This is a genomic window from Vibrio sp. 1401, assembly GCF_033340295.1.
In genome coordinates this window covers 195,753-221,371 of sequence record NZ_JAWOWF010000002.1, presented here as the reverse complement: position 1 = coordinate 221,371, position 25,619 = coordinate 195,753, and the positions used below count along the sequence as shown (strand labels likewise).

The following is a 25,619-nucleotide window of genomic DNA, read 5'->3' as shown; positions in this document are numbered from 1 at the left end:
ACTGCTTGTTTCTTTGGCGAGAAGAGCGTACCACTTTCAGCAGTTGGCTTCCTCTTCTACACCTTTCCATGAATGTCGCACTTATTATCTGAAATCGGGGTTTGATGTGTTGCATTGACTCTCATCATAAGTACAATGGCTGCCACCTGATGCAATATTGCAGACAATTTGTTGTTAATTTGTACAGTTAGTGGTTAATTGTTTGTTGTTGCCGTAGAGGCGCGGTCTCGAAGAGTAGCTATTATTGGGGTGATGCCAATGAATAATAGTGGAAGGCGAAGATTGCCGAAGTAAGTAACTCATCAAAGTTACTTGCTGGGGTTGTATCTGAAAGGAACAACACTGCCATAGTATATATTCACATTAAACTATGGAGCGCTACTGTAGGGTTGGGTGGAGTGTTCGCTTCCCTGTCGCTAAGTTCAACATGAGCACGTATCGTATGCTACGTGACTTGTCTGCAGTAGATCTCTAGCCAAACTTTGGTTTTTGAAGATCATGAATTTAATAGATTTTTCTAGTTCTCCTGTTTCATTATTGCCACCTATTGTCGCTTTGACTTTGGCGATTTTGACTCGACGTGTATTAGTTTCCTTGGGTGTAGGTATCGTGCTAGGTGCGGTGCTACTTAATAGCTGGTCTATCAGCGACACCGCAGGTTACGTCAGTTCTCAAGTTTCTTCTGTCTTTATTGAAGATGGCGGAATTAACACTTGGAACATGAGCATTGTTGGTTTCCTAATCTTATTAGGTATGACAACAGCTTTATTAACGCTATCTGGCGGTACTCGTGCTTTTGCTGAATGGGCACAATCTCGAGTGAAGAGTAAACGCGGCTCCAAACTTCTTGCCGCCTTTTTAGGCGTATTCATTTTTGTCGATGATTACTTTAATAGCCTTGCTGTTGGTGCGATCTCTCGCCCAGTAACCGATCGCTTTTATGTGTCTCGCGCTAAGCTTGCGTACATTCTAGACTCAACCGCTGCTCCAATGTGTGTAATTATGCCTGCTTCTAGCTGGGGTGCTTACATTATTACTATTATTGGCGGGATCTTAGTCTCACATGGGATCACAGAGTATTCGGCTCTTGGCGCATATGTTCGTCTTATTCCAATGAACTTCTACGCCGTTTTTGCGCTGCTAATGGTGTTCGCTGTTGCGTGGTTTGGTCTTGATATTGGTAAAATGCGTGAGCATGAAATCTCTGCATCGCAAGGTCGTGGCTTTGATAAAGACAAAGAAAATGACTCGCAAGAAGCGCATGACCTAAACGAAGAGCTAGATATCCGTGAAAGTGAAAAGGGTAAAGTGTCAGATTTGATACTTCCTATCGTGACGCTTATTATCGCGACTATCGCTTCAATGCTTTACACGGGTGGCCAAGCATTGGCTGCTGATGGTAAGGAGTTTGCGCTTCTTGGTGCTTTTGAAAATACAGATGTAGGTACATCACTAATCTACGGTAGCTTGCTTGGCTTAGCAGTTGCACTGTTTACTGTTGTGAAGCAAGGTCTACCAATGGCTGAGATCGCACGTACACTTTGGATTGGTGCTAAGTCTATGTTTGGTGCGATTCTAATCTTAGTATTTGCCTGGACCATTGGTTCTGTTATCGGTGATATGAAGACTGGTACTTACCTTTCGACAATGGCGCAGGGCAACATTAACCCGCACTGGCTACCAGTTATCCTATTCTTGTTGTCTGGCCTGATGGCGTTCTCAACAGGTACTTCATGGGGTACGTTCGGTATCATGTTACCAATCGCGGGTGACATGGCTAGCGCAACAGACGTAGCGCTAATGCTACCGATGCTGAGTGCGGTTTTAGCTGGTGCGGTATTCGGTGACCATTGTTCACCAATCTCAGATACGACTATCTTGTCATCGACGGGTGCACGTTGTAACCACATTGATCACGTATCAACACAGCTACCTTATGCATTATCAGTCGCGCTTGTTTCATGCGTCGGCTTTATTGCCCTTGGTATGACTGCTTCAATAGCGTTCTCGTTCATTGCAGCGTCGATAACATTCGTTATCGTTTGCGCTATTTTGTCATGGCTTTCAAAGTCTAAAATAGCGTCTTGCCAGAGTGCGTAATTCACTGATTTAAAAAGTGAAATTGTAGGAGGCTTCGGCCTCCTTTTTTATTTGTATTATACAATTCGAATTTTTTTAAAATTAAGGGTTGAAAAAAGTAATCAGCTTGGTTAGTGTGGTTGGTAACAAAGCAAATGAGAAGAGCCTTGAAATAAGTATGCGTAATTTTGTAATTAACATTCATCACCATCATCACCCAATCTAGTCTTTCGGGCGATGTACGCATACCCGGGAGGCAGGAAACTCCCGGAGGTAAAATCAAAGTAAAAGCAGATTTTAAACCCTCGGGAGACTTCAATCTCCCGAGGGTTTTTTAGTTTTATTAGTTTGAAAAATACTTAGATATCAAAATCTTGCATAGGGACAAAGCAATGCAAACACAACGTTTAAGAATCGCAATTCAGAAAAAAGGTCGTCTTAGCAAAGAGAGTCAAGCTCTACTAAAACAGTGCGGCGTAAAGTTCAACGTAATGGGCGAGCGTTTAGTTGTCCATTCTGAAAATATGCCAATTGATTTACTCTTGGTTCGTGACGACGACATCCCAGGTTTAATTATGGATGGCGTGGTTGACCTTGGCTTTATTGGCGAAAATGAACTAGAAGAAGTTCGCCTTGACCGCAAAGCATTAGGTGAACCCTGCGAGTTTGTTCAGCTTCGTCGACTTGATTTTGGTGGCTGTCGTTTATCTATCGCAATCGACAAGGACGAAGAGTACAACGGTCCACAAGACTTAGCTGGCAAGCGTATTGCTACAACGTATCCTCAACTTCTAAAAGCGTACATGGATGAAGCCGGCGTTCCATTCTCTACATGTATGCTGACAGGCTCTGTAGAAGTTGCCCCTCGCGCGGGTCTCGCTGATGCTATCGCTGATTTGGTTTCTACAGGTGCAACACTGGAAGCGAACGGCCTTAAAGAAGCTGAAATTATCTTCAAATCAAAAGCGACATTGATTCAACGCACAGGTGAGTTCGACGCAGACAAAGTGGCGCTAATCGAAAAGCTGTTAACTCGCATGCAAGGCGTGCAGCAAGCGAAAGAATCTAAGTACATTATGCTTCACGCCCCAGCAGAGAAGTTAGATCAAATTAAAGCACTACTGCCAGGTGCTGAAGACCCAACTGTTCTTCCTCTTTCTGCAGATAAGCAGAAAATGGCTGTTCACTTAGTGAGTTCTGAAAACCTGTTCTGGGAAACAATGGAACAGCTGAAAGAGTTGGGCGCAAGTTCAATTCTCGTTCTACCAATTGAAAAAATGATGGAGTAAGCATCATGAGAACAGTCGTTTGGCAATCATTAAGTGAGAATCAGCAAGACTCTATTTTGGAGCGCCCTGCTATTGCAGAAGGAGCCAATATCACCACTGCTGTGGCCGAAGTTATTGCTAAAGTTCGAGAAGAAGGTGACTCTGCTCTTATTGAGCTGACAGAAAAGTTTGACCGTGTTAAGCCTGAATCCATTCGTGTTTCTTCTCAGGAAATTAAGGCAGCGTCAGAGCGTTTGTCAGAGTCAATGAAGAGCGCACTAGAGCAAGCTTACGCCAATATTTCTAAGTTCCACAAAGCGCAAAAGCCGCAACCGATCAAGGTGGAAACGCAGCCAGGTGTCCTTTGTGAACAAGTAACACGTCCAATTCAAAAAGTGGGTTTGTACATTCCTGGTGGCAGTGCGCCTTTGCCATCGACTGTTTTGATGCTCGGCGTTCCTGCAAAAATTGCAGGTTGTCGTAAAGTCGTTCTTTGTTCTCCACCGCCAATCGCTGATGAGATCCTTTATGTCGCGAAACTGTGTGGCATTGATGAAGTGTACAACGTCGGTGGTGGCCAAGCAGTTGCTGCAATGGCTTATGGCACTGAGACTGTATCGAAAGTAGATAAGATCTTTGGTCCGGGCAACGCTTACGTGACCGAAGCAAAACGACAGGTTAGCAATGATTTCCGCGGTGCTGCGATTGATATGCCAGCAGGGCCATCAGAAGTGTTAGTGATTGCAGATGAAACCGCAGATGCAGACTTCATCGCTGCGGATCTTTTGAGCCAAGCAGAACACGGTCCTGATTCTCAAGTGGTACTTGTGACTCCTTCTCCTGTGATTGCTGATCAAGTGACGGATGCGGTTCAACGTCAGCTTAAGGAGCTATTTCGTGCAGACATCGCAGAAAAGGCTCTGGCATCAAGCTTGATCATTATTTCCGAGTCGATGACGCAGTCAGTTTCTATTTCCAATTACTACGGTCCTGAGCACTTGGTTGTTCAGACTAAGAACCCTCGTGAGCTTCTACCTCTACTTGATAATGCAGGCTCTATCTTCCTTGGGGATTGGTCGCCTGAATCTGCGGGAGATTACGCATCGGGGACTAACCACGTTCTTCCTACTTACGGTTACACACGTACTTATTCAAGCTTAGGTTTGGCGGATTTCTCTAAACGAATGACGGTTCAGGAGCTTTCTGCTGATGGTTTAAAGAACCTTGCACCAACGGTAGTCACGATGGCTGAAGCAGAAGGTCTGGACGCTCACAAACGTGCTGTTACTATCCGCGTAGAAAAATTAGCAAGTAAGAAAGAATAAGAGAGTAATGAGATGGAAAAGCTAGCGCGTAAACAAGTCCAACAGCTTACCCCTTATATGTCGGCTCGCCGAATCGGTGGTACGGGTGACGTATGGCTAAATGCCAACGAATCACCATTTAACAATGAATACAAAACAGACTTTGCTCGTCTCAATCGTTACAACGAATGTCAGCCGAAAGAACTGATTTCTGCTTACGCAGCCTATGCGGGTGTGAAACCAGAACAAACACTGACTTCTCGCGGCGCAGACGAAGGTATTGAGTTATTAATTCGTGCATTCTGTGAGCCGGGCGAAGATGCGATTCTTTACTGTCCACCAACTTACGGTATGTACGCCATTAGTGCAGAAACCATTGGTGTAGAGAGAAAAACTGTGCCGCTAGCGTCAGATTGGCAACTAGACCTTGCAGGTATCGAAGCCAATCTGGATAACGTGAAACTGGTTTTTGTATGTTCGCCAAACAATCCAACAGGTAACTTAGTTAAGCGTGAAGATATTGTCTCTCTGCTTGAGATGACAAAAGACCGTGCAATCGTGGTGATGGATGAAGCGTATATTGATTTTTGTCCAGAAGCGTCAACGGTAGATTTGCTGGCGCAATACCCGAACCTTGCAATTCTGCGTACTCTGTCGAAAGCTTTTGCGCTTGCAGGTCTGCGTTGTGGATTTACGCTTGCGAACGAAGAGCTGATTAATGTACTTCTTAAAGTTATCGCACCTTACCCAGTCCCAGTTCCAGTGGCAGAAATTGCGACTCAGGCGCTTTCGGAAGCTGGTTTAGCGCGAGCGAAGTTTCAAGTTCTCGATTTGAATGCAAACCGTGCTTACTTGCAAGTTGGCCTTTCAATGATTCCGGGCTTGGAAGTGTTTGAAGGGTGGGGGAACTACCTATTGGTGAAATTCCCAGATGGCGATGACCTTTTCAAAGCGGCTTGGGATACGGGCATTATTTTGCGTAACTCGCCAATTGAAAATTGTGTGCGTATCAGTGTGGGTAACCGTGACGAGTGCGAAAAAACGCTTGGATTTATCAGAAACTACTACGCATAAATAGAGACAGAATTTATCGCTCTCGCTCAATAGCGGGAGCGCCAAAAGAATAGCAATAAGGAAGTTCGAGTGAGCAAACAACAAAAAATCCTTTTTATTGATCGTGATGGCACCTTAATTGTCGAGCCGCCGATTGATTTTCAAGTAGACCGTTTAGACAAACTAAAGCTAGAGCCATTTGTTATCCCAAGCCTGTTGTCGTTGCAGGATGCAGGATACCGTCTAGTGATGGTCACGAACCAAGATGGTTTGGGTACCGACAGCTACCCACAAGAAGATTTTGATGCACCACACAACATGATGATGGAGATCTTTGAATCTCAAGGTGTGAAGTTTGATGATGTGCTGATTTGTCCTCACTTTGATGAAGATAACTGCTCTTGCCGTAAGCCTAAATTGGGCTTGGTAAAAGAGTACCTTCAAGGTGGCAAAGTGGATTTCCAAAATTCTGTTGTGATTGGCGATCGTCAAACTGATCTTCAACTTGCAGAAAACATGGCAATTCGTGGCATTCAATACAACCCAGAAACCATGGGTTGGAAACAGATCCTGAAAGATCTCACGGTGAAGGCACGCGTTGCTGAAGTGGTTCGCACCACAAAAGAAACGGACATCAAAGTATTCGTTAATCTTGACGAACAAGGCGGCAATGACATCTCTACTGGTCTTGGCTTCTTCGACCACATGCTGGATCAAATCGCGACACACGGCGGGTTCCAGATGGTGTGCAAAGTAGAAGGTGACCTGCACATTGATGATCACCACACAGTAGAAGATACCGCTCTTGCGTTGGGTCAAGCGTTGAAAGAAGCACTGGGTGACAAGCGTGGTATTGGTCGCTTTGGCTTTAGTTTGCCAATGGATGAGTGTTTGGCGCAATGCGCACTAGACCTATCAGGTCGTCCTTACCTTAAGTTCGACGCGCAATTCAGCCGTGAGCAAGTGGGTGATCTTTCAACAGAGATGGTGGTTCACTTCTTCCGTTCTCTGACTGACACATTAGCGTGTACGCTGCACCTGTCTTCTGCGGGCAACAATGATCACCACATCATTGAAAGCTTGTTTAAAGCGTTTGGTCGTACTTTGCGCCAAGCAATCAAAGTAGAAGGCACTGAGCTACCAAGTAGTAAAGGCGTGCTTTAAGGCTAACTTTAGCAAGGAGAAAAACAGTGACAGAACAGAAAGTTGTCATTATCGATACTGGCTGTGCCAACGTCTCTTCGGTGAAGTTTGCTATTAAACGCCTAGGCTATGACGTAACTATTTCAAAAGATCCGCAAGTTGTATTGTCGGCAGATAAGCTATTCCTACCAGGCGTGGGAACCGCCAGCGAAGCGATGAAGAATCTAGAAGAGCGCGATCTTATCAGCTTGGTAAAACAGGTAGAAAAGCCATTGCTAGGTATCTGTTTAGGCATGCAACTGTTGGGCAAAGTGTCTCAAGAGAAAGGGCAGAAAGCCGACGAGTTGGTTGAGTGTCTTGGACTTTGTGATGGCGAAGTGAAGTTGCTACAAACCGGCGATTTACCGCTGCCGCACATGGGTTGGAATACAGTGTCTGCAAAAGCAGGTAATCCACTTTTCAAAGGTATTGAAGAAGGTGAGTACTTCTACTTCGTGCACAGCTTTGCAATGCCTGTTGGGGATTACACGATTGCGGAATGCGAGTACGGCAACCCGTTCACAGCAGCAGTACAAAGCGGTAACTACTACGGCGTGCAATTCCACCCTGAGCGTTCTTCAAAAGCGGGCGCGAAGCTTATTCAAAACTTCTTAGAATTATAAAAGGGATTTAGTGTGATTATTCCAGCTCTTGATTTAATTGAAGGACAGGTGGTTCGCCTTTATCAAGGTGATTACGGCCAAGTAACCGAGTACAAAGTCGACCCAGCAGAGCAGTTCAACTTGTACCACCAAGCGGGTGCTAACTGGCTGCACTTGGTGGATTTAACTGGCGCGAAAGACACGACAGCACGCCAGCTTGATTTGATTGCAAAGCTACTAGCAAGCACGCCAGCGAACATCCAAATCGGTGGCGGCGTACGTACAGAGCAAGACGTGATTGACCTGCTAGAAGCTGGTGCTCAGCGTGTTGTTGTTGGTTCTACAGCAGTAAAACAGCCAGAGCTTGTGAAATGTTGGATGGAAAAATACGGCGCAGAGAAAATCGTTCTCGCGCTAGACATCAACATCGATCAAGACGGCACGCGTAAAGTGGCGATCTCTGGTTGGCAAGAAGACTCAGGCGTGACTATCGAAGCTCTGATCAACGATTACCTAACGGTAGGTTTGCAGCACGTGCTTTGTACGGACATTTCTCGTGACGGTACGCTAGAAGGCTCAAACGTAGAGCTTTACGTTGACCTATGCAAACAGTACCCACAAGTGCAGTTTCAATCTTCAGGTGGCATTGGCTCATTAGCAGATATCGAAGCGCTAAAAGGCAGCGGTGTGGCTGGTGTGATTGTTGGTCGTGCACTGTTAGATGGTAAGTTCACAGCAGAGGAGGCGTTTGCATGTTGGCAAAGCGAATAATTCCATGTCTTGATGTTCGTGATGGACAAGTGGTAAAGGGCGTTCAGTTCCGTAACCATGAAATTATTGGCGATATCGTTCCTCTGGCACAGCGTTATGCAGAAGAAGGCGCAGACGAGCTTGTGTTCTACGATATTACCGCTTCAAGTGATGGTCGTGTCGTCGATAAAAGTTGGGTCGCTCGCGTTGCAGAAGTGATTGATATTCCTTTCTGTGTGGCTGGTGGTATTAAATCAGCGGAAGATGCAGCGCGCATTCTTGAGTTTGGTGCAGACAAAGTGTCCATCAACTCACCTGCATTGGCGAACCCGCAACTGATTACTGACCTTGCTGATAAGTTTGGTGTGCAATGTATCGTCGTTGGTATCGATTCATACTACGACAAAGAGACAGGTAAGTATCAGGTTTACCAGTTTACCGGTGATGAAGAACGCACCAAAGCAACTCAATGGGAAACGCGTGATTGGGTGCAAGAAGTACAAAAACGCGGCGCTGGTGAAATCGTACTGAACATGATGAACCAAGACGGCGTGCGTAACGGCTACGATATTGAACAACTTAATATGGTGCGTGAAGTGTGTAACGTGCCATTGATTGCATCGGGTGGTGCTGGTGCCATGGAGCACTTCGCAGAAGCCTACCAAAAAGCAAATGTGGATGGCGCGCTTGCCGCATCGGTATTCCACAAGCAAGTCATCAATATTGGTGAACTAAAGCAGTATTTGAAACAACAAGGCATTGAGGTACGACTATGAGTGTGAAAGCCGCCGAAGTAAGTTCGCTAGCTGAGCGAATCAACTGGGAAAAGGTGGATGGTCTGGTACCTGCCATCGTACAAGATTTCCAATCAAGCCAAGTGCTGATGATGGGTTACATGAACCAAGATGCGTTGGCAAAAACGGGTGAAACAGGTCAAGTGACGTTCTTCTCTCGCACCAAGCAACGTCTTTGGACGAAAGGTGAGACTTCTGGCAACGTATTGCAATTGGTGAACATGCAGCTCGATTGCGACAACGATACGCTACTGGTGAAAGTTAATCCCATTGGCCCTACGTGTCACCTGGGTAACACAACTTGCTGGGATGTGGACCCTCAAGAGGAGTCACAAATGGTGTGGCTTCATCAACTTGAGCAGTTACTGGCTGCCCGCAAGAGTGCCGACCCAGATTCCTCTTATACTGCCAGTCTTTATGCCCGTGGCACCAAGCGTATTTCGCAAAAAGTGGGCGAAGAAGGCGTTGAAGTCGCGCTTGCGGCGACGTCGGGCGATAAGTCGGAGTTAGTGTGTGAATCAGCAGATTTGATTTACCACTTAATGGTATTGCTTCAAGACCAAGGCTTATCGATGAATGACGTAGTGAATAAACTGAAAGAGCGTCATAAGTAAGCTTGCGATAAGTGAAAGCCCCTATGCTCTCGAGCCTAGGGGCTTTTTACTTTAGTGTTCTTGATTCGGGGCAAAAACCGGCAACAGTGCTGGTGGCGATTAGATTCTGAATCACGCTCGTCCCTCGCTGTTCAGAATGACGGTATATTTTCTAATGGTACTTGCAGTAGAGTTATTTACTTCAAATAGGTACATATATTAACGTCACTCCAACGAACCTAGGCGAAGTCAAGAATCCAATTAAATCGAGCTCAATAAGCTAGGAGTGGATGATCTTACCCACAACACTTCTTAAATTTCTTACCGCTTCCACAGATACACGGGTCGTTACGACCTACTTTTAGGCTACTCACTGGTTGGTTTAGGCGAGGATCTTGTTCTGGTTCTTCTTCTAGCTCTTCTTCTGGAAACGTGCCGTCAATGTAGTACCAAAGCCCATTTTCTTTTACAAAGCGAGAACGCTCTGTCATGCAGTAGCGTTTGCCGTCTTCATCAAAATAAGCGCTAAACTCTACAAAGCCTTCATTGTCATTACTGCCAGCTTCTGTTTTTACAACTTCAAGTTTGCACCAATCGCTGTCGATAGATTGGGCAATGTCTTCACGTTGCTCTTCTGCATTACAGCTTGGGTGGTACGTGTTCACCACGTAATCGACTAGACCTAACACATGCGCACTGTAACGAGAGCGCATTAACTGCTCTGGAGTGGTGACGTCAGCGTGGTTATTGTGGGCAATTTCACAACACTGTTGGTAGGTGCGGTTAGATCCGCAAGGGCAAGAAGAAGCCATAAAATGAAATCTCGATTAATTAAGCGGTAAAAACAAACAACCTCACAATTGCGAGGCTGGAGGTGAGGCATTATAGCGATTTAGGGCGTTTGAGACAGCAGTTCTTGAGCCCATTCCGTCGATTGATTAAAAGCGTCTGCTAATTGAGGTTCGGTTAATTTAAGAACGGTGCAATATCGCTCGGCTAACTCCCAGTCCGCTTGTTCGTAGGCGATCGTCATCGAAAGTAAGTGACCAAGTACGCCTTTTCGACTGGTTAATGCGAGTTTTATATCTTCGTCAACGGGGATATCTTCAATGACATCCGAGAGCGGTTGATCGAGCAAAGATCCGAGTAAAGAAAACATGCCTGTCAAAAAAGCCTGCCCAGGGTCATACCTAGTGTTCATTTGACTAAGTAACAGTTCACACATTCGTGCACGCTGAATCGCTAAAGAGTAAAGAGAGTCAGGTTTATCTTCTTGAACGGACGCAATTGCAACTAAGGAAATAAAGCGTCGTAGTCGCTCTTCACCCAGATAAATAAGCGCCTGTCTGAACGATTTGATCTTAGTCGTTAATGTATATCCTGAATTTACGTAAGTAAGCAGCTTGTATGACAGCGTCACATCAATCGAAAACAGACGTTCAACCTCATTGAAGTCGATGGGCTTATCAGCAATCTCTTTACAAAGTTGGATGACGGTAAGAAACGCGGGGTTCAACCGTTTTTTCTGGATCATCTCAGGTTTGCTAAAAAAATACCCTTGAAAATAGTTAAAACCGGCTTCTAGAGCTTGCTCAAACTCTTCATAGGTCTCTACCTTTTCCGCAAGAAAGTCGATTTTAAATGGGCTCAACGCCTGAATAAAAATGGCAGCTTTCTTGATCGGCACAAGTCTAATATCAAACTTGATCATGGAAACGTATGGAAGAAAACGCTTCCAAGCTTTCGTCGGAACAAAATCATCCAGAGCAATTTTGTATCCGCACTCATGAAGGTGCTTGATGGCTTCTAACAGTTCTTCTGTCGGTTCGCAGTCTTCAAGGACTTCAATGACGAGAGATTCTTTAGGGAACAAAGTTGGGACCAAGTTCACCAAGCTTTGATGCGGAAAGTTAACAAAGCCAAGTTTGTTTCCTAATGTGTTGTAATGCGTCGACAAAAAATGATCGGATAGCAGTCGACTAGTAGCCAGCTCTGGTTCTACTTCAGGGAAGGTATTTTTAGGGCCGTCTCGAAAGAGGAGTTCGTAACCTATGGTTCGTTTTTCTCTATCCAGAATCGGTTGGCGAGCTACGTAAGAATACTTCAATTAGGTACTTCGTTCTGTTTAACTTAGTATTATGATAATAGCGATTTTTTACAAAATATCTACGACTTGAGCGTGAATCTTCTACACGCTCTACATGCTTAACGCAAATTCTGTATGAACGGTCTCGTTTGTAGGTCAAAACTATCAGAATTTACTTTTAAAACTGAGCCTTGCGTATACCAATCCCCTAAAACAATTCGGGTCTTTTTAACGCCATCGACGTCAAAAAAATGTGTGTTCGGGCGATGTGTGTGACCATGAATCATTAAGTTGACGCAGTTCTGAGACATCACTTTCTCGACCTCATTTTGGTTGACGTCCATGATATCTAATGACTTGCTCATTTTATCATCACGAATATCGGATTGAACTTTTGAGACAATTTTCTTCTTAATGAACCAAGGAATACGGTTAAACAACCATTGTAGCCATGGCTTGTGAACGGTTTTTCTAAACTCTTGGTATTTCACATCGTCAATGCAGAGCGTATCGCCATGTAGGATTACGGCTTTTTGACCATAAAGATCAATCGTGCAGACATCGTCGAGTAATGTCATACCGGTTTCTTTGCAAAAGCGTTTGCCGAGTAAAAAATCTCGATTGCCTTGGATGAAAAAAGTTGGCACACCCGCATCCGTCAGTGCTTTAAATTCTGCACGGATTTGGTCTGCAAAAGGGGTGTTGTCATCGTCACCAATCCAGAACTCAAACAGATCGCCGAGTACATAAAGTGCATCAGCTTTTGTTGCTTCTGTTCGCATGAACGTCACAAAACATTCCGTGATATCAGGACGTGATGGGGTAAGGTGAAGATCGGAAATAAATAATGTCGTCATAGAAATAAGGGGAAGCTATGCCTCCCCATTAACTTATCTTTTAAAAATAATTCCTAAGAATTACTCTTCAATTGTTGTACCAGTGATTACTACGTCTTCTAGAGGTACGTCTTGGTGCATGCCGTAAGAACCAGTGCTAACGCCTTTGATCTTATTTACGATGTCCATGCCTTCGATTACTTCACCGAACACACAGTAACCCCAACCGTCTAGGCTTTCGCTACGGAAGTCTAGGAATGTGTTGTTGTTTACGTTGATGAAGAACTGAGAGCTTGCTGAATGCGGCTCCATAGTACGTGCCATAGCAAGTGTACCCACTTTGTTGCTTAGGCCGTTGTTTGCTTCGTTCTTGATAGGTGCACGAGTCGCTTTTTCACGTAGACCAGACTCCATACCACCACCTTGGATCATGAAGCCGTCAATAACACGGTGGAAAAGCGTGTTGTCGTAGAAACCGTCGCGGCAGTACTGAAGGAAGTTTGCGCTTGTCTCTGGCGCTTTCTCTTCGTTTAGTTGAATCTTGATGTCACCAAAATTAGTGTGAAGGGTGATCATGCTACTTTCCTTTACTGTGTTGTGTTGAGCCCGAGATTCTAGCCTAAGTTCTAGTGCTTTAAAAACTCAGGAAGAGGAAATTCTTCGTTTTGTGCTTGAAGTTTAGCCGATTATCGTTTTATCGGTTAATTGCTATTACCTAACTAGGTTGGAGTTGATATACTCATCTTCTTTTATTCATTCACAATCATAGATAGAGATCATGTTAAAGATATATAACACACTCACAAGACAGAAAGAGGAATTCAAACCAATTACAGCTGGCAAAGTCGGTATGTATGTCTGTGGAGTTACCATCTACGATCTCTGTCACATTGGTCACGGTCGTACTTTCGTCTCTTTTGACGTTGTATCACGTTACCTTCGCTACTTGGGCTATGATCTGACGTTTGTACGTAACATCACAGATATCGACGATAAGATCATCAAACGTGCCGCAGAAAATGGTGAGTCTTGCGATTCATTGACTGAGCGTTTGATTGGTGAAATGCACGCTGATTTTGATGCGCTGAACATGAAACGTCCGGACGTTGAACCTCGTGCGACACAGTTTATTGCTGAAATCATCGAATTGGTTGAGAAGCTAATCGAGCGCGGTTTTGCATACGTTGCAGATAACGGTGACGTAATGTTTGAAGTGGGTAAGTTCAACGAATACGGCAAGCTTTCTAAGCAAGACCTTGATCAGCTTCAAGCTGGCGCGCGCGTTGATATCGAAACAGCAAAACGCAGCCCTCTAGACTTTGTACTTTGGAAGATGTCTAAGCCGGGTGAACCAACGTGGGAGTCACCATGGGGTCCTGGTCGTCCAGGTTGGCACATAGAGTGTTCAGCAATGAACTCTTCAATCCTAGGTAACCACTTCGACATTCACGGCGGCGGTTCTGACCTTCAGTTCCCACACCACGAAAATGAAATCGCACAATCATGCTGTGCACACGATACACAATACGTGAACACATGGATGCACAGCGGCATGGTAATGGTAGACCGTGAGAAGATGTCTAAATCTCTAGGTAACTTCTTTACTATCCGTGACGTTCTTGGTCACTACGATGCTGAAACAGTGCGTTACTTCCTAATGTCTGGTCATTACCGTAGCCAGTTAAACTACAGCGAAGATAACCTAAACCAAGCACGTGCTTCGCTTGAGCGCCTGTACACATCTCTACGTGGTTTAGACCTAAACGCGGCGCCTGCTGGTGGTGAAGAGTACGTATCTCGCTTCACTGCAGCGATGAACGATGACTTCAACACACCAGAAGCGTACTCAGTTCTGTTCGACATGGCGCGAGAAGTTAACCGTCTGAAAACAGAAAACCTAGAGAAAGCGAGCGAACTCGGTGCGCTAATGCGTGAACTAGCTGACGTGATCGGTATTCTTCACCAAGATCCTGAAGCCTTCCTAAAAGGTGATGCGGGTAACGATGATGAAGTGGCTGAAATCGAAGCTCTGATCAAGCTGCGTAACGACTCTCGTGCTTCGAAAGATTGGGCGAATGCAGATATGGCTCGTGACAAGCTGACCGAAATGGGCATTGTTCTGGAAGATGGTCCAGAAGGCACAACGTGGCGTCGTAAGTAATTGAATTTTCATTTTTAAAGGGCTGATAATTCAGCCCTTTTATTTTCCATTTCCATAAATTAAAACTTTAACTTTAGGTAATGCTCTGTGGCTCAGATGTATTTCTATTACTCAGCAATGAATGCGGGTAAATCAACAACGCTTCTTCAATCCTCTTTCAACTATCAAGAACGCGGCATGACGCCAGTTATTTTTACGGCTGCGCTAGATGATCGTTTTGGTGTCGGTAAAGTGAGCTCTCGTATTGGTCTTCAATCTGACGCACATTTATTTCGTCAGGATACCAATTTGTATCAGGAGATCGCAGCTCTGAATGAGGTTGAAAAACGTCACTGTATTCTTGTTGATGAGTGTCAGTTCTTGTCGAAAGAACAAGTTTATCAACTTACTGAAGTCGTTGATAAGTTGCATATTCCAGTATTGTGTTACGGCCTTCGCACCGATTTTCTAGGCGAACTTTTTGAAGGCAGTAAGTATCTATTATCTTGGGCGGACAAGCTGGTTGAGCTCAAAACAATCTGCCATTGCGGCCGCAAAGCGAATATGGTTATTCGTACCGATGAACACGGCGTGGCAATTAAAGAAGGCGATCAAGTTGCGATCGGCGGTAACGATAAGTATGTCTCCGTATGCCGCCAACATTACAAAGAAGCGCTCGGTAAATAAGCCGTATTGATACATAAAAGCCACCGAACTTGGTGGCTTTTTGTTGTCGGTTAGAAAAAGTTAGACTAAGTCAAAACCAAACCGCTCGAGTAAAACCTGGTAAGAAGATTCGACTTGCTGAGGGATGTTCTGCTCGGTTTGAAATCCTTTCTCTGGATAGCTTTTTACGCGAGAGAAATCTTCCATTAGTGCTTCTAGCACCATCATTAATGGCATGTCTTCATTAATGTATTCAAAAAATGGAAGAGCCGCAGAGCTTACTTGGAGCTGAGTGTAGGGTGACTGCCACTGTTTTTCAAATGTCGCGATTGCTCTACGCTCCATAAACGGTTTTTGTACCAGAATAAACGAGGAACATTGTTTTCCTTCCTCTTTTAATCGTTGCTCAGTAAAGCGGACGTTTTCTCCGCTGTTTGTGGATTTAGTCTCGAGCAAAATTGCTTTGCTTGGAACGCCCGACAACTTTGCAATCTCGGCAAAGGTTTCTGCTTCGCTTTTTTCAAACAGTCCATCTGTGAAGCGACCTTCACCCCCTGAAAATACAATCAAAGGTGCCAACTTTTGGTGGTAGAGCTTGGCAGCGTGCTCCGCTACACGCACATCATTACTGCACATCACAAACAAACAGTCCGCAGGCTTCAGTTCATGTTTAAGTTGCATGTAATCCCAAAGCGTTTCTATATGTCTATAGAGTCTCATAGCGCATCCAAAGTTGAATTGAAGTGAAATCGATAACCAAGTGAGAGTAGTTTGTCAGCAAGAATACGCTTGTCAGCTTGCTCTGTGACGGGTGGAAGAGGTATCTCACTTCCGATTTTGTTTATGGCAGCTTGGTAGAACTCAGCCTTGCTGACAGTATGAGGTGTCGTAACATTAATGACTTGGTTGCTTAAATTGCCTAAGGCAAATTTCGCAGCCGAGACAGCATCATCTTGATGAAGCATATTAGCTGGTGCTTTACGACTAACTTGTTGAAGCCTTGCTGCAAAGCGAGATGGGTGTCTATCTGGCCCGATTAATCCGCTACAACGTAGAATAACAAAGCTAATATTCGAGTCGATAACATGCTGCTCTGCTTGAAGCATAATACGTGCATTGTCAGAGAAATAAGGGCTTTCGGCTGCTAAAGAGATTGACGCGTCAGCTTCTTCCATATCGGAAGCAAGGTTAGGGTAAACCGTTGTAGAGCTGATCATGAGAAGTTTTTCAACGTTGTTTTGCTTAGCTGCGTTGGCAAGTATTTGCCATTGCTGTGCATATTCTTGACCGCGTCCTTTACGAAATCCTGGAGGAAAAGCACCGATAACGTGCGTAATTTGATGCTGTTTGAGCAGCTCATCTAGCCGTGCTGTGGCGTTCAATTGATTGAAATCGAACAATGCGGAGTGAGTTAATGAGGTGGGTAACTCTTTTAATCGAGTTTGGCTACGACGAGTGACAACAACATAGTGGCCATCTTTCATCAATGTTTCTGCTAGCGGAGTTCCGAGCCAGCCTGCACCTACGATCAATGTATTTGCCATTTGGGTCTTCCTACTTACTTATGTCTGCCCGAATAGGTTGAGCAGTTCTGCTTTGGCTTGTTGATGGAGGGGATCTGAATGCCATTTCTGGTGCTGAATAAGGTCAACATTGACTTGCCAAGCCAGTTTTGTGAAATCATCCCCAACTTTTTTTAATGTATTAGGTGAATACGCGACTAAATGCTGTGGTAGAAAGCACCAACCAAACCCTTTATTCGCCAATTCCAACAAAATATAGTAGTTATCAGCGTACCAGATATCTGGGCTAAATGCTTGATTGAGACCACATGGCTCTGCACTTTTGGATCGTATGACCAATTGACGATGTTGTTTTAGTTGATCAATGTGAGTGATTTGCTGCTTTGCTAAAGGATGTGTTGAAGAGACATAGACATCAAATGCAATATTGCCAAGATTGGTGAAATCGATGTGCCTTGGCATTTGTAAATCACTCAAAATAATCCCAGTCGTGGCGCGTTCCGACTTAACCAATTCAATGATATCAGGGCTTGATGCCGTTAAGCATTCAACTTGTAAGTGTGGAAAGCGTTGCTCTAACTTCTTTAGCACATCCGGCAAGCGAGTCAGAGGAATCCCTTCATCAATAGCTAAGACTAATTTGTTCGTTGGCGTGGAAAAGAGCTGCGATGCCCTATTGTTTAGGCGGTCGAGTTGGCTGATTGTTGCTTGTGCATAAGGTACGAGCGCGAGGCCATTCTCAGTTAATTTAGGGTACCTGCCTGATCGATCAAAAAGCTCAACGCCACAGTCGATCTCCATATTCATGATGTGCTGGCTCACTACAGATTGAGCTCGCCCCAGTTTTCTAGCTGCTCCTGAAAATGATCCTGCTTCTGATGTAGCAATAAAAGCTTGCAGTTGTTCGATGGTAAACATATCGCTTAAACCGATGGTATCTAACTTTTGGTTATCTAAATAATAGATAAAATTCTAAGCATTGAGTAGAACTATTTGGACAGAGAAATATGACTCGTAACGAACGAATTTTTCATGCAGTACTTTTTGAGTTAATCGCACTCGCGATTATTGTACCAGCGGCTTCATTGATCACTGGAAAGGGCTCTAGTGATCTTGCGTTGGTTGGGGTCGGGTTGAGCATGTATACCGTGATATGGAACTACATCTACAACTTGTACTTTGATAAGTGGTTTGGTGGCAATCGAGCTGAGCGAAGTTTAGCGATGCGGCTTGGACACACTGTTGGTTTCGAGGGAGGATTGATCTTTATCTCTCTACCTGTGATTGCCTGGTTCTTAGAAATTACGCTTCTTCAAGCTCTGATGCTGGAAGCCGGCTTCCTCGTTTTCTTCCTATTTTATGCTACTGGTTTTAACTGGTTGTATGACAAGGTTCAACCATTTAGCAAAATGAAAAAGCGATTATTGCCGCAGGCATCGACAGGAAAAATATAGGACTAAAAAACGCCACCGAGTTCGGTGGCGTTTTTTGTTCAAATTACACAGACAAAACTCTTAAAATCTTATCTGCATGTTCTGCAACTTCAATGCCTTCGTCTGTTAGATAACCACCGTCAGGCTGTGTACAAAGTTGCTTCTCATATAGACGAGCAACGGCTGCCTGCATTTCTTCTGACGCGTCTGTATGAACTTTAATACCAGTTGCAGCACTACTTAGGTCGAACTGAAGAAGTAGATTCAATTCGGCGATATGTTCAGCTGAATATTTCATAAATGATTCCTTTGCGCTTTTTTTACCAAGCTAGTCTGAAAAGTAGCGTTGGGCAACATTCAACGACAAGAAGTGTTAAGTATGGCGCTATCAGGCTGATATAACGCAGGATCTTTGTTCGAAAGGTCGAATACTTGTTAAGTATCAATGATACTTACGGTAGCGAATGATAGGCGCTATTTATTGCTTGATCTCCCAATAACAACGATTTTAGTAAACACGCCAAATAGCACTTGAAAAAATAGGGAAATAGAGCGATTATCCGCGCCTCTTTAAATGTTTCTAAATGTTACACCAGAATGAACTTTAATCAGTTTGACTCACTATTACCGCCACAAGCTGCGGAACGCGCAGCTGAAGTGGGGGTAGGCAAAGCAACGAAAGCTCCAATCAAATCTTTTCTGCTCGCCATTTCTGCGGGGCTTCATATTGGTATTGCTTTCATCTTCTATACCACAGTAACGACAGGCGCAGGCGAGCTGCCTTGGGGCATTACACGACTCATTGGTGGTCTGGCATTTAGCCTTGGTTTGATTTTGGTGGTGGTTACTGGCGGCGAGCTTTTCACTAGCTCTGTACTGACACTAGTTGCGCGTGCGAGTGGAAAAATCTCTTGGCAAGCACTTATCAAAAACTGGTTGGTGGTTTACTTTGGCAATATGGTTGGGGCCATTTTGCTCGTGGCCTGTATGCTAGTTACCAAGCAATATATGTTTGATCATGGCCAAGTTGGTCTTAACGCGATGGCGATCTCCCAACACAAATTACATCATGGTTTCTTTGCTGCTGTTGCGCTTGGCATCATGTGTAACGTATTAGTTTGTATTGCAGTTTGGATGACGTTTAGTGGGCGAACATTGACAGATAAAATAGCGGTCATGATTTTGCCTGTGGCTATGTTCGTGTCGGCAGGTTTTGAGCACTGTATTGCGAACATGTTCCAAGTACCTATGGCGATTGGTATTAAGTACTTTGCGCCAGAAGCGTTTTGGCAAATGACAGGGGCAGATATTGCAAACTACGCGGACTTAAACATGATGGGGTTCATCGTAAACAACCTAATTCCTGTTACGATAGGAAACATTATTGGTGGTGGCGTATTTGTTGGCATGTGGTATTGGATGATTTATCTACGCGATGGAGATAACCATTTGCGATAAGTTTAGAAGATCACAAGAAAGGCGAACCAGATGGTTCGCCTTTCTTTTTATTTGTCTCTGCAAATGTCAAATAAGTCGAGTCATGCTAAATCAACTCTTCGTTGATGCCAAAATCGGTTGGGAGCCAATGAGAAGTTACTTCCTTTGGTTCTTGAACGAGCCAATCCAGAGGTGCATCGGACAGGAGTTCATCGTAATTTTCTTTGATCATTAAGACATCCATGTACGTCTCTCCAAGTTTGTGGTCACTGCCTTTACTTTAAAATTAGAACATGTCAGTCACGTGATCAATGCATGACGATTCGATTGATCACTTATGTTGCTATGTTTCTGGTTGCGTATGGGTTTTGGGGGCTTATCCACATTTTCTGTGGATAACCTGTATCAAAGGTCGTGCGTATCTAAACTTGCAAAGAAAATTTCATAAAATTAGAGGCTTATATCAAAAAGAATTCTGCCTGACTTTTCATCTGAAAGCGTCTTGATGAGTGCTCGAAGAATAGTTGAGTTATTCAGTTATAAGTACGTTCGACTTGGCAACATAAGTTGTTTAACGGGCTTTACCCACAAGCGCCAACTAACCGTGAGTTTTGGTCGATTCGGGTTGCTCGATTTTTATCTTGATTCGGCCTTCTTTGGTTTGTACCCAGCGCAATGTCATTTCTAACGTTATGGTTACGGAGGCACTCAACATAACGAAAATAGCCAGCATAATTACTAACTGGTATTTAATCGCAACCATCGGGCTCGCGCCACCTAGAATTTGACCGGTCATCATACCCGGTAAGGTAACCAGCCCTGTAGTGGCCATAGAAGCTAAAGTCGGGGCAAGGGACTTTCTAAGAGCCTCCTGAATGAAGGGGAAGGAGGCGTAGCGAGGAGAGGCTCCAAGTGAGATTGCAGCCTCATATTCTGCTTGTCTCTGCTCAAAAGCCGTAAACAAATTCTGAAGAGCGATGATATTACTACTCAAGCTGTTACCCAATAACATACCAGCAAGTGGGATCATGTACTGCGCATTGTAAATAGGGGATGGTTGCACTAGGCCTGCTGTAATTGCAATCAGAAGTGGTATTAGACCACAGGTAAGGCCCGTTAGTAGCGGAAGCATAAGTGGCTTTTTAGGTAACTGAGCTTTTCCCGCAATTGAGCTGGCACCAATCAGTAGCATGATGGCAAGCCAAAGTATATTGACAAGTAAACTGTTTAATTGAAAAAGATATTCTAAATACACGCCAATCAATATGAGCTGAAATGTCATTCGGATAACACTGATTATCGTGTCTTTTGCTATCCCTAATTTGTAGCGGGCATTGATAAAGAAGGGGACCAATAAAATCAAACCAAACAGTGCCAGTTTGACCCAGCTTATATCCACCACGTTATCCATAATCGCTCCTTGAAAATACGCGAATAATTGTATCTAAGCCTCCCCTTTATATGAACCACTATGTGCACTTTTTGCTGTTCTTAAAGTAAACCTTGAGTGCTATTTTAGACATTAATACGCAGCATTCTGTTTACAAGTGGTTATCTTTTTCGGAGTTTTTAAGTCGATTTATGGCATGGTAATTACGATTTAAATGTGATCGATGTTTCTTAAATGTTGTTTATTTAACAACTCCTTAAAAGACTTATTTTGTCACATCTGTTCATGTTTTTTAATAAATAACATCAATCCATCATATCTCTGGATGAGCTCAAAAAAGTGTTGAATTACAAGGTCTGAGGTCGCTTATTTGATTGAACCCTACTATTAGTATGGTCTAACATTTTCCATTAGAGATTGTAAAAAACTTAAGCTTGGTTACGCGGGCTTTTCAATAACACTAGATACAAAATAGGCAAATGTATGAGTGATGTTAATAAAATTGAGAGTGGTGAAAAACGCTCCCTGGAGTGGAAGTCGTTCCTCTTCATTGCAGTTGTTCTCTTCCCAATTCTGAGTGTGGCCTTTGTTGGCGGCTACGGGTTCATCGTTTGGATGTTGCAAGTCTTCTTCTTTGGACCTCCAGGCGCGCACGGCATGTAAGCCAGTGAGCTCATAACCACACTTTTGAAAAGATTTTAAGAGAGCAAATAATGAAATCATTAATCATTAAACTGTGGCGTACCATGACGCGCCCAGCTGTACATATCAGCCTAGGTGTGCTGACTATGGGCGGCTTTATTGCTGGTGTTATCTTTTGGGGTGGCTTTAACACCGCTCTAGAAGCAACCAACACAGAAGAATTCTGTATTAGTTGTCACACAATGCGTGACAACGTGTACGTTGAGCTACAAGAAACGGTGCACTGGAAAAACCACTCTGGTGTTCGTGCTACCTGTCCTGATTGTCACGTTCCACATAACTGGACAGATAAGATCGCTCGTAAGATGCAAGCTTCTAAAGAAGTATTTGCACAAGTATTTGGCAACTACGACGAACCGGGTGTGTTCGAAGAGCGTCGTATCGAACTTGCTAAACACGAATGGGATCGTTTCTCGGCAAACAAATCTCTGGAGTGTAAAAACTGTCACAACTACGAATCGATGGATTTCGAGCAAATGTCTCCTACGGCTCGTATCCAAATGAAGCAAGCCGCTGAGAAAGATCAAAGCTGTGTTGACTGTCACAAGGGTATTGCGCACAACCTACCAGCAGGCATGGACAGCATTGGCGGTATCGTGGGTGATCTAGAGGGTATGACTTCTAACACGGATTACGGCGTTGGTCAGCAACTCGTGAGCGTTCGTCACCTACCAATTTACTTTGATGCGCAAGGCAGTAAAGAAGCTGGTCTTCTTAATCCTGCATCGACCGTTAAAGTTCTTGAAGACAAAGGCGAGTTTGTTGAGATCGAAATTGACGGTTGGCGCAAAGCAAAAGGTTTTGGTCGTGTAATTCAAGAAGACTTCGGTAAGAACATTGCGACTGCGTCTCTGATGAAAGAAGCAGCAACAGACAGCAACATTGTGACGACTGGTGAGAAAAAAGTGGATGAGCTAACAGGCCTTCCTTGGGAAAAAGTAGCGGCGAAAGTATGGATTAAGAAAGAGTCTATGCTGAACGACATCAATCCTGTTTGGGAAAAATCTCGTGAAGCCTACAAGACCAATTGTTCTGTATGTCACACTCAACCTGCGGAAGCGCACTTCGACGCGAACACCTGGCCAGGTATGTTCGACGGTATGTTGGCGTTCGTTAACCTAGATACAGACAGTGAAGCACTGATCTTGAAGTATCTACAGAAACACTCTTCAGATTATGCTGAAGGTCACCACTAATAAGCGTCGGATTGGAGTAATTTTAAATGGCTATTACACGAAGAAGTTTTCTTAAAGGTGTAGCAACCACAAGTGCAGCGTCAGTAATTGGTCCTAGCTTATTGGCGTCCGCCTCTGCAAATGCCGTTGAGACAACAGGTACTTGGAAAGTAACCGGTTCTCACTGGGGCGCGTTCCGCGCCCACATCTACGCGGGTAAAGTTCAAGAGATCAAGCCGCTAGAGCTAGACAAAAACCCAACAGAAATGTTGAACGGCATTAAGGGTATTATCTACAGCCCTTCACGTGTTCGTTACCCAATGGTTCGTCTAGATTGGTTGAAGAAACACAAATACAGCGCGGATACTCGCGGTAACAACCGTTTCATCCGAGTAACTTGGGATGAAGCGCTAGACTTGTTCTACCGTGAACTAGAACGTATTCAAAAAGACTACGGCCCATGGGCGCTGCATGCAGGTCAAACAGGTTGGAACCAAACGGGTTCATTTAACAACTGTACTGCGCACATGCAACGTGCAGTAGGTATGCATGGCAACTTCATCACTAAAGTAGGTGACTACTCGACGGGTGCAGGTCAAACCATTATGCCGTACGTGCTAGGCTCAACCGAAGTTTATGCACAAGGTACGTCTTGGTCTGAGATCCTAGAAAACTCTGACAACATCGTTCTTTGGGCTAACGACCCAGTGAAAAACCTTCAAGTAGGTTGGAACTGTGAAACGCATGAGTCGTTTAAGTACCTTGCACAACTAAAAGAAAAAGTGGCGAAAGGTGAGATCAACGTTCTATCTGTAGACCCAGTGAAGAACAAAACTCAGCGCTACTTAGAGAACGATCACTTGTACATCAACCCGCTGACAGACGTAGCGTTCATGCTCGCTGTGGCACACGTGTTGTACAACGAAAACCTGTACGATAAGAAATTCATTGATACTTACTGTCTAGGCTTTGAAGAGTTCATTCAATACGTTCAAGGTAAGACAAAAGACAAAGTAGAGAAGACGCCCGAATGGGCAGCAGCGATTTGTGGCGTGAAAGCGGACAAGATCCGTGAATTCGCACGCATGCTAGTCAGCGGTCGTACACAGATCCTGATGGGTTGGTGTATCCAGCGTCAAGAGCACGGTGAGCAGCCATACTGGGCAGCGGCTGTGGTTGCTGCAATGGTTGGTCAAATCGGTCTACCTGGCGGTGGTATCTCTTACGGTCACCATTACTCAAGTATCGGTGTGCCTTCTACTGGTTTCGCGGGCCCTGGTGGTTTCCCTCGTAACCTTGACCAAGGTATGAAACCGATGTGGGACAACAACGACTTTAACGGTTACAGTCGTACTATCCCAGTTGCACGTTGGATCGACTGTCTGCTAGAACCTGGCAAAGAGATCAACTACAACGGCGGTAAAGTGAAACTGCCAGACTTCAAGATGATGGTTATCTCGGGTTGTAACCCATGGCACCACCATCAAGATCGTAACCGCATGAAGAAAGCGTTCCGCAAACTTCAAACGGTTGTAACGATCGAGTTTGCTTGGACTGCGACATGTCGTTTCTCAGATATCGTTCTACCGGCGTGTACGCAATGGGAACGTAACGACATCGACGTATACGGTTCATACTCGAACAAAGGTCTGATTGCGATGCATCGTCTCGTTGATCCATTGTTCCAATCTAAGCCTGACTTCCAAATCATGAGTGAACTCACTCAGCGTTTTGGTCGCCGCGAAGAATACACTCGTGGTATGAGCGAGATGGAATGGATCGAAAGCCTTTACAACGATTGTAAAAAAGCGAACGAAGGTAAGTTTGAAATGCCAGAATTCAACGAGTTCTGGGAGAAGAGCGTACTAGACTTCGGTGAAGGTAAACCTTGGGTTCGTCATGCGGACTTCCGTAAAGACCCTGAGCTTAACCCACTAGGTACACCGTCTGGCTTCATCGAGATTACATCACGCAAGATCGGCCGTTACGGTTACGAACACTGTCAAGAGCACCCAATGTGGTTCGAAAAATCAGAGCGTTCACACGGTGGTCCTGGTTCAGATAAATACCCATTCTGGTTGCAGTCTTGCCACCCTGATAAGCGTCTTCACTCTCAAATGTGTGAGTCTGAAGAGTTCCGCGCGACTTACGCGGTACAAGGTCGTGAGCCGGTTTACATCAACCCAGCGGATGCCAAAGCAAAAGGTATCAAAGATGGTGATTTGGTACGTGTATTCAACGGTCGTGGTCAGCTGTTAGCTGGTGCTGTTTTGACTGACAGCTACCCACGTGGCGTTATTCGTATCGAAGAAGGTGCATGGTACGGTCCTCTAAACGAGAAAGAAGGCGCAATCTGTACCTACGGTGATCCTAACACCCTAACGCAAGACATCGGTTCTTCTGAGCTTGCACAGGCGACTTCTGCGAACACATGTATCGTAGACTTCGAGAAGTTCACAGGTAAAGTGCCGCCAGTCACTTCATTTGGTGGTCCGATCGAAGTTGCTTAATTAGTGCAGTTTGCATAAATCCAAATACCAGCCTCAGGGCTGGTATTTTTTTATCAAAATTTCAGTGAGCGTTGTCTCAATAGTAACTTCATAACG

Annotated in this window: 26 protein-coding genes, 1 riboswitch and 1 other annotated feature; of the genes, 16 read left to right on the top strand and 10 right to left on the bottom strand. The window is 44.6% G+C overall.

The annotated features are described in order from the left end of the window. The first annotated feature begins 206 nt into the window (after positions 1-206). Positions 207-389: riboswitch (Lysine riboswitch) on the top strand. A gap of 109 nt (positions 390-498) precedes the next feature. The 9 genes from tet(35) (at position 499) to hisIE (ending at position 9,646) form a co-directional block, all read left to right on the top strand. Then, complete coding sequence (tet(35), locus tag R7Z77_RS02285) at positions 499-2,100, top strand: tetracycline efflux Na+/H+ antiporter family transporter Tet(35) (protein WP_064376956.1); 1,602 nt, start codon at positions 499-501, stop codon at positions 2,098-2,100. A gap of 180 nt (positions 2,101-2,280) precedes the next feature. Then, positions 2,281-2,418, top strand: a sequence feature (His leader region). A gap of 53 nt (positions 2,419-2,471) precedes the next feature. Further along, positions 2,472-3,368, top strand: coding sequence for an ATP phosphoribosyltransferase (gene hisG, locus R7Z77_RS02280; protein WP_005378180.1), 897 nt, complete (start codon positions 2,472-2,474; stop codon positions 3,366-3,368). Between the two features lie 5 nt (positions 3,369-3,373). Continuing rightward, the gene (hisD, locus tag R7Z77_RS02275; protein WP_064376954.1) at positions 3,374-4,672 is read left to right on the top strand and encodes a histidinol dehydrogenase; all 1,299 of its coding nucleotides are present in this window, start codon (positions 3,374-3,376) and stop codon (positions 4,670-4,672) included. A 12-nt stretch (positions 4,673-4,684) separates the two neighbouring features. After that, positions 4,685-5,725 carry a histidinol-phosphate transaminase gene (gene hisC / locus R7Z77_RS02270; protein ID WP_064376953.1) on the top strand — a complete coding sequence of 347 codons (1,041 nt, stop codon included), beginning with the start codon at positions 4,685-4,687 and terminating at the stop codon, positions 5,723-5,725. A gap of 69 nt (positions 5,726-5,794) precedes the next feature. Beyond that, positions 5,795-6,868 carry a bifunctional histidinol-phosphatase/imidazoleglycerol-phosphate dehydratase HisB gene (gene hisB, locus R7Z77_RS02265; RefSeq protein WP_033905090.1) on the top strand — a complete coding sequence of 358 codons (1,074 nt, stop codon included), beginning with the start codon at positions 5,795-5,797 and terminating at the stop codon, positions 6,866-6,868. Between the two features lie 26 nt (positions 6,869-6,894). Next, on the top strand, positions 6,895-7,509 hold the full coding sequence (hisH, locus tag R7Z77_RS02260; RefSeq protein WP_033905091.1) for an imidazole glycerol phosphate synthase subunit HisH: 615 nt from the start codon (positions 6,895-6,897) through the stop codon (positions 7,507-7,509). A gap of 12 nt (positions 7,510-7,521) precedes the next feature. Continuing rightward, entirely contained in the window at positions 7,522-8,259 is a 738-nt protein-coding gene (hisA, locus tag R7Z77_RS02255; RefSeq protein WP_033905092.1) for a 1-(5-phosphoribosyl)-5-[(5-phosphoribosylamino)methylideneamino]imidazole-4-carboxamide isomerase, read from the top strand. Next, complete coding sequence (gene hisF, locus R7Z77_RS02250; protein WP_004749837.1) at positions 8,241-9,014, top strand: imidazole glycerol phosphate synthase subunit HisF; 774 nt, start codon at positions 8,241-8,243, stop codon at positions 9,012-9,014. Before hisA ends, hisF begins: the two co-directional genes overlap by 19 nt. Next, on the top strand, positions 9,011-9,646 hold the full coding sequence (gene hisIE / locus R7Z77_RS02245; RefSeq protein ID WP_033905093.1) for a bifunctional phosphoribosyl-AMP cyclohydrolase/phosphoribosyl-ATP diphosphatase HisIE: 636 nt from the start codon (positions 9,011-9,013) through the stop codon (positions 9,644-9,646). Before hisF ends, hisIE begins: the two co-directional genes overlap by 4 nt. 275 nt (positions 9,647-9,921) lie before the next feature. On the opposite strand, the gene R7Z77_RS02240 is transcribed toward hisIE, so the two are convergent. The 4 genes from R7Z77_RS02240 to R7Z77_RS02225 all read right to left on the bottom strand — a co-directional run bounded on the left by R7Z77_RS02240 (position 9,922) and on the right by R7Z77_RS02225 (position 13,123). Beyond that, on the bottom strand, positions 9,922-10,437 hold the full coding sequence (locus tag R7Z77_RS02240; RefSeq protein WP_033905094.1) for a YchJ family protein: 516 nt from the start codon (positions 10,435-10,437) through the stop codon (positions 9,922-9,924). Positions 10,438-10,517: 80 nt separating this feature from the next. Next, the gene (locus R7Z77_RS02235; protein WP_005378158.1) at positions 10,518-11,732 is read right to left on the bottom strand and encodes an EAL and HDOD domain-containing protein; all 1,215 of its coding nucleotides are present in this window, start codon (positions 11,730-11,732) and stop codon (positions 10,518-10,520) included. 98 nt (positions 11,733-11,830) lie between these two features. After that, positions 11,831-12,568, bottom strand: a complete 738-nt coding sequence (lpxH, locus tag R7Z77_RS02230) for a UDP-2,3-diacylglucosamine diphosphatase (protein ID WP_005389817.1) — start codon at positions 12,566-12,568, stop codon at positions 11,831-11,833. Between the two features lie 60 nt (positions 12,569-12,628). Continuing rightward, on the bottom strand, positions 12,629-13,123 hold the full coding sequence (locus R7Z77_RS02225; RefSeq protein WP_005378156.1) for a peptidylprolyl isomerase: 495 nt from the start codon (positions 13,121-13,123) through the stop codon (positions 12,629-12,631). A 202-nt stretch (positions 13,124-13,325) separates the two neighbouring features. Here R7Z77_RS02225 and cysS point away from each other — a divergent pair, with 202 nt between their 5' ends. Together cysS and R7Z77_RS02215 are read left to right on the top strand one after the other, a co-directional pair. Then, a complete protein-coding gene (gene cysS / locus R7Z77_RS02220) occupies positions 13,326-14,708 on the top strand; it encodes a cysteine--tRNA ligase (RefSeq protein ID WP_033905095.1) in 1,383 nt (460 codons plus the stop codon). A gap of 87 nt (positions 14,709-14,795) precedes the next feature. Then, positions 14,796-15,374, top strand: a complete 579-nt coding sequence (locus R7Z77_RS02215) for a thymidine kinase (RefSeq protein WP_005378154.1) — start codon at positions 14,796-14,798, stop codon at positions 15,372-15,374. Positions 15,375-15,434: 60 nt separating this feature from the next. On the opposite strand, the gene R7Z77_RS02210 is transcribed toward R7Z77_RS02215, so the two are convergent. From R7Z77_RS02210 to R7Z77_RS02200, 3 genes are read right to left on the bottom strand one after another with little or no spacing between them, the layout of a single operon-like run. Beyond that, positions 15,435-16,073, bottom strand: coding sequence for a YdcF family protein (locus tag R7Z77_RS02210; protein ID WP_017821723.1), 639 nt, complete (start codon positions 16,071-16,073; stop codon positions 15,435-15,437). After that, positions 16,070-16,897 (bottom strand): NAD-dependent epimerase/dehydratase family protein, encoded by an 828-nt coding sequence (locus tag R7Z77_RS02205; protein ID WP_017634682.1) that lies wholly within the window; start codon positions 16,895-16,897, stop codon positions 16,070-16,072. The genes R7Z77_RS02210 and R7Z77_RS02205 overlap by 4 nt, the downstream gene beginning before the upstream one ends. A gap of 18 nt (positions 16,898-16,915) precedes the next feature. After that, positions 16,916-17,794 carry a LysR family transcriptional regulator gene (locus tag R7Z77_RS02200; protein WP_005378151.1) on the bottom strand — a complete coding sequence of 293 codons (879 nt, stop codon included), beginning with the start codon at positions 17,792-17,794 and terminating at the stop codon, positions 16,916-16,918. An 89-nt stretch (positions 17,795-17,883) separates the two neighbouring features. On the opposite strand from R7Z77_RS02200, the gene R7Z77_RS02195 reads away from it, so the two are divergent. Next, entirely contained in the window at positions 17,884-18,330 is a 447-nt protein-coding gene (locus R7Z77_RS02195) for a PACE efflux transporter (RefSeq protein ID WP_005378150.1), read from the top strand. 43 nt (positions 18,331-18,373) lie between these two features. Here R7Z77_RS02195 and R7Z77_RS02190 read toward each other — a convergent pair whose 3' ends face one another. After that, positions 18,374-18,607: a TIGR02647 family protein gene (locus tag R7Z77_RS02190; RefSeq protein WP_005378148.1), complete on the bottom strand. Its 234-nt coding sequence runs from the start codon at positions 18,605-18,607 to the stop codon at positions 18,374-18,376. Between the two features lie 299 nt (positions 18,608-18,906). Between R7Z77_RS02190 and focA the strand changes: the two genes are divergently transcribed. Next, positions 18,907-19,767 carry a formate transporter FocA gene (focA, locus tag R7Z77_RS02185; protein WP_033905096.1) on the top strand — a complete coding sequence of 287 codons (861 nt, stop codon included), beginning with the start codon at positions 18,907-18,909 and terminating at the stop codon, positions 19,765-19,767. 85 nt (positions 19,768-19,852) lie between these two features. On the opposite strand, the gene R7Z77_RS02180 is transcribed toward focA, so the two are convergent. Both R7Z77_RS02180 and R7Z77_RS02175 read right to left on the bottom strand, forming a co-directional pair. After that, complete coding sequence (locus R7Z77_RS02180) at positions 19,853-19,990, bottom strand: hypothetical protein (RefSeq protein WP_005378145.1); 138 nt, start codon at positions 19,988-19,990, stop codon at positions 19,853-19,855. A gap of 354 nt (positions 19,991-20,344) precedes the next feature. Further along, on the bottom strand, positions 20,345-21,157 hold the full coding sequence (locus tag R7Z77_RS02175) for an ABC transporter permease (protein ID WP_033905097.1): 813 nt from the start codon (positions 21,155-21,157) through the stop codon (positions 20,345-20,347). Positions 21,158-21,619: 462 nt separating this feature from the next. On the opposite strand from R7Z77_RS02175, the gene torE reads away from it, so the two are divergent. Genes torE through torA form a run of 3 tightly spaced genes read left to right on the top strand, consistent with a single transcriptional unit; the run spans position 21,620 to position 25,523 of the window. Further along, a complete protein-coding gene (torE, locus tag R7Z77_RS02170) occupies positions 21,620-21,799 on the top strand; it encodes a trimethylamine N-oxide reductase system protein TorE (protein WP_005378141.1) in 180 nt (59 codons plus the stop codon). Between the two features lie 50 nt (positions 21,800-21,849). Next, the gene (gene torC / locus R7Z77_RS02165) at positions 21,850-23,034 is read left to right on the top strand and encodes a pentaheme c-type cytochrome TorC (RefSeq protein ID WP_005378139.1); all 1,185 of its coding nucleotides are present in this window, start codon (positions 21,850-21,852) and stop codon (positions 23,032-23,034) included. A gap of 26 nt (positions 23,035-23,060) precedes the next feature. Further along, positions 23,061-25,523 (top strand): trimethylamine-N-oxide reductase TorA, encoded by a 2,463-nt coding sequence (gene torA, locus R7Z77_RS02160; protein ID WP_213869549.1) that lies wholly within the window; start codon positions 23,061-23,063, stop codon positions 25,521-25,523. The last annotated feature ends 96 nt before the right edge of the window (positions 25,524-25,619 follow it).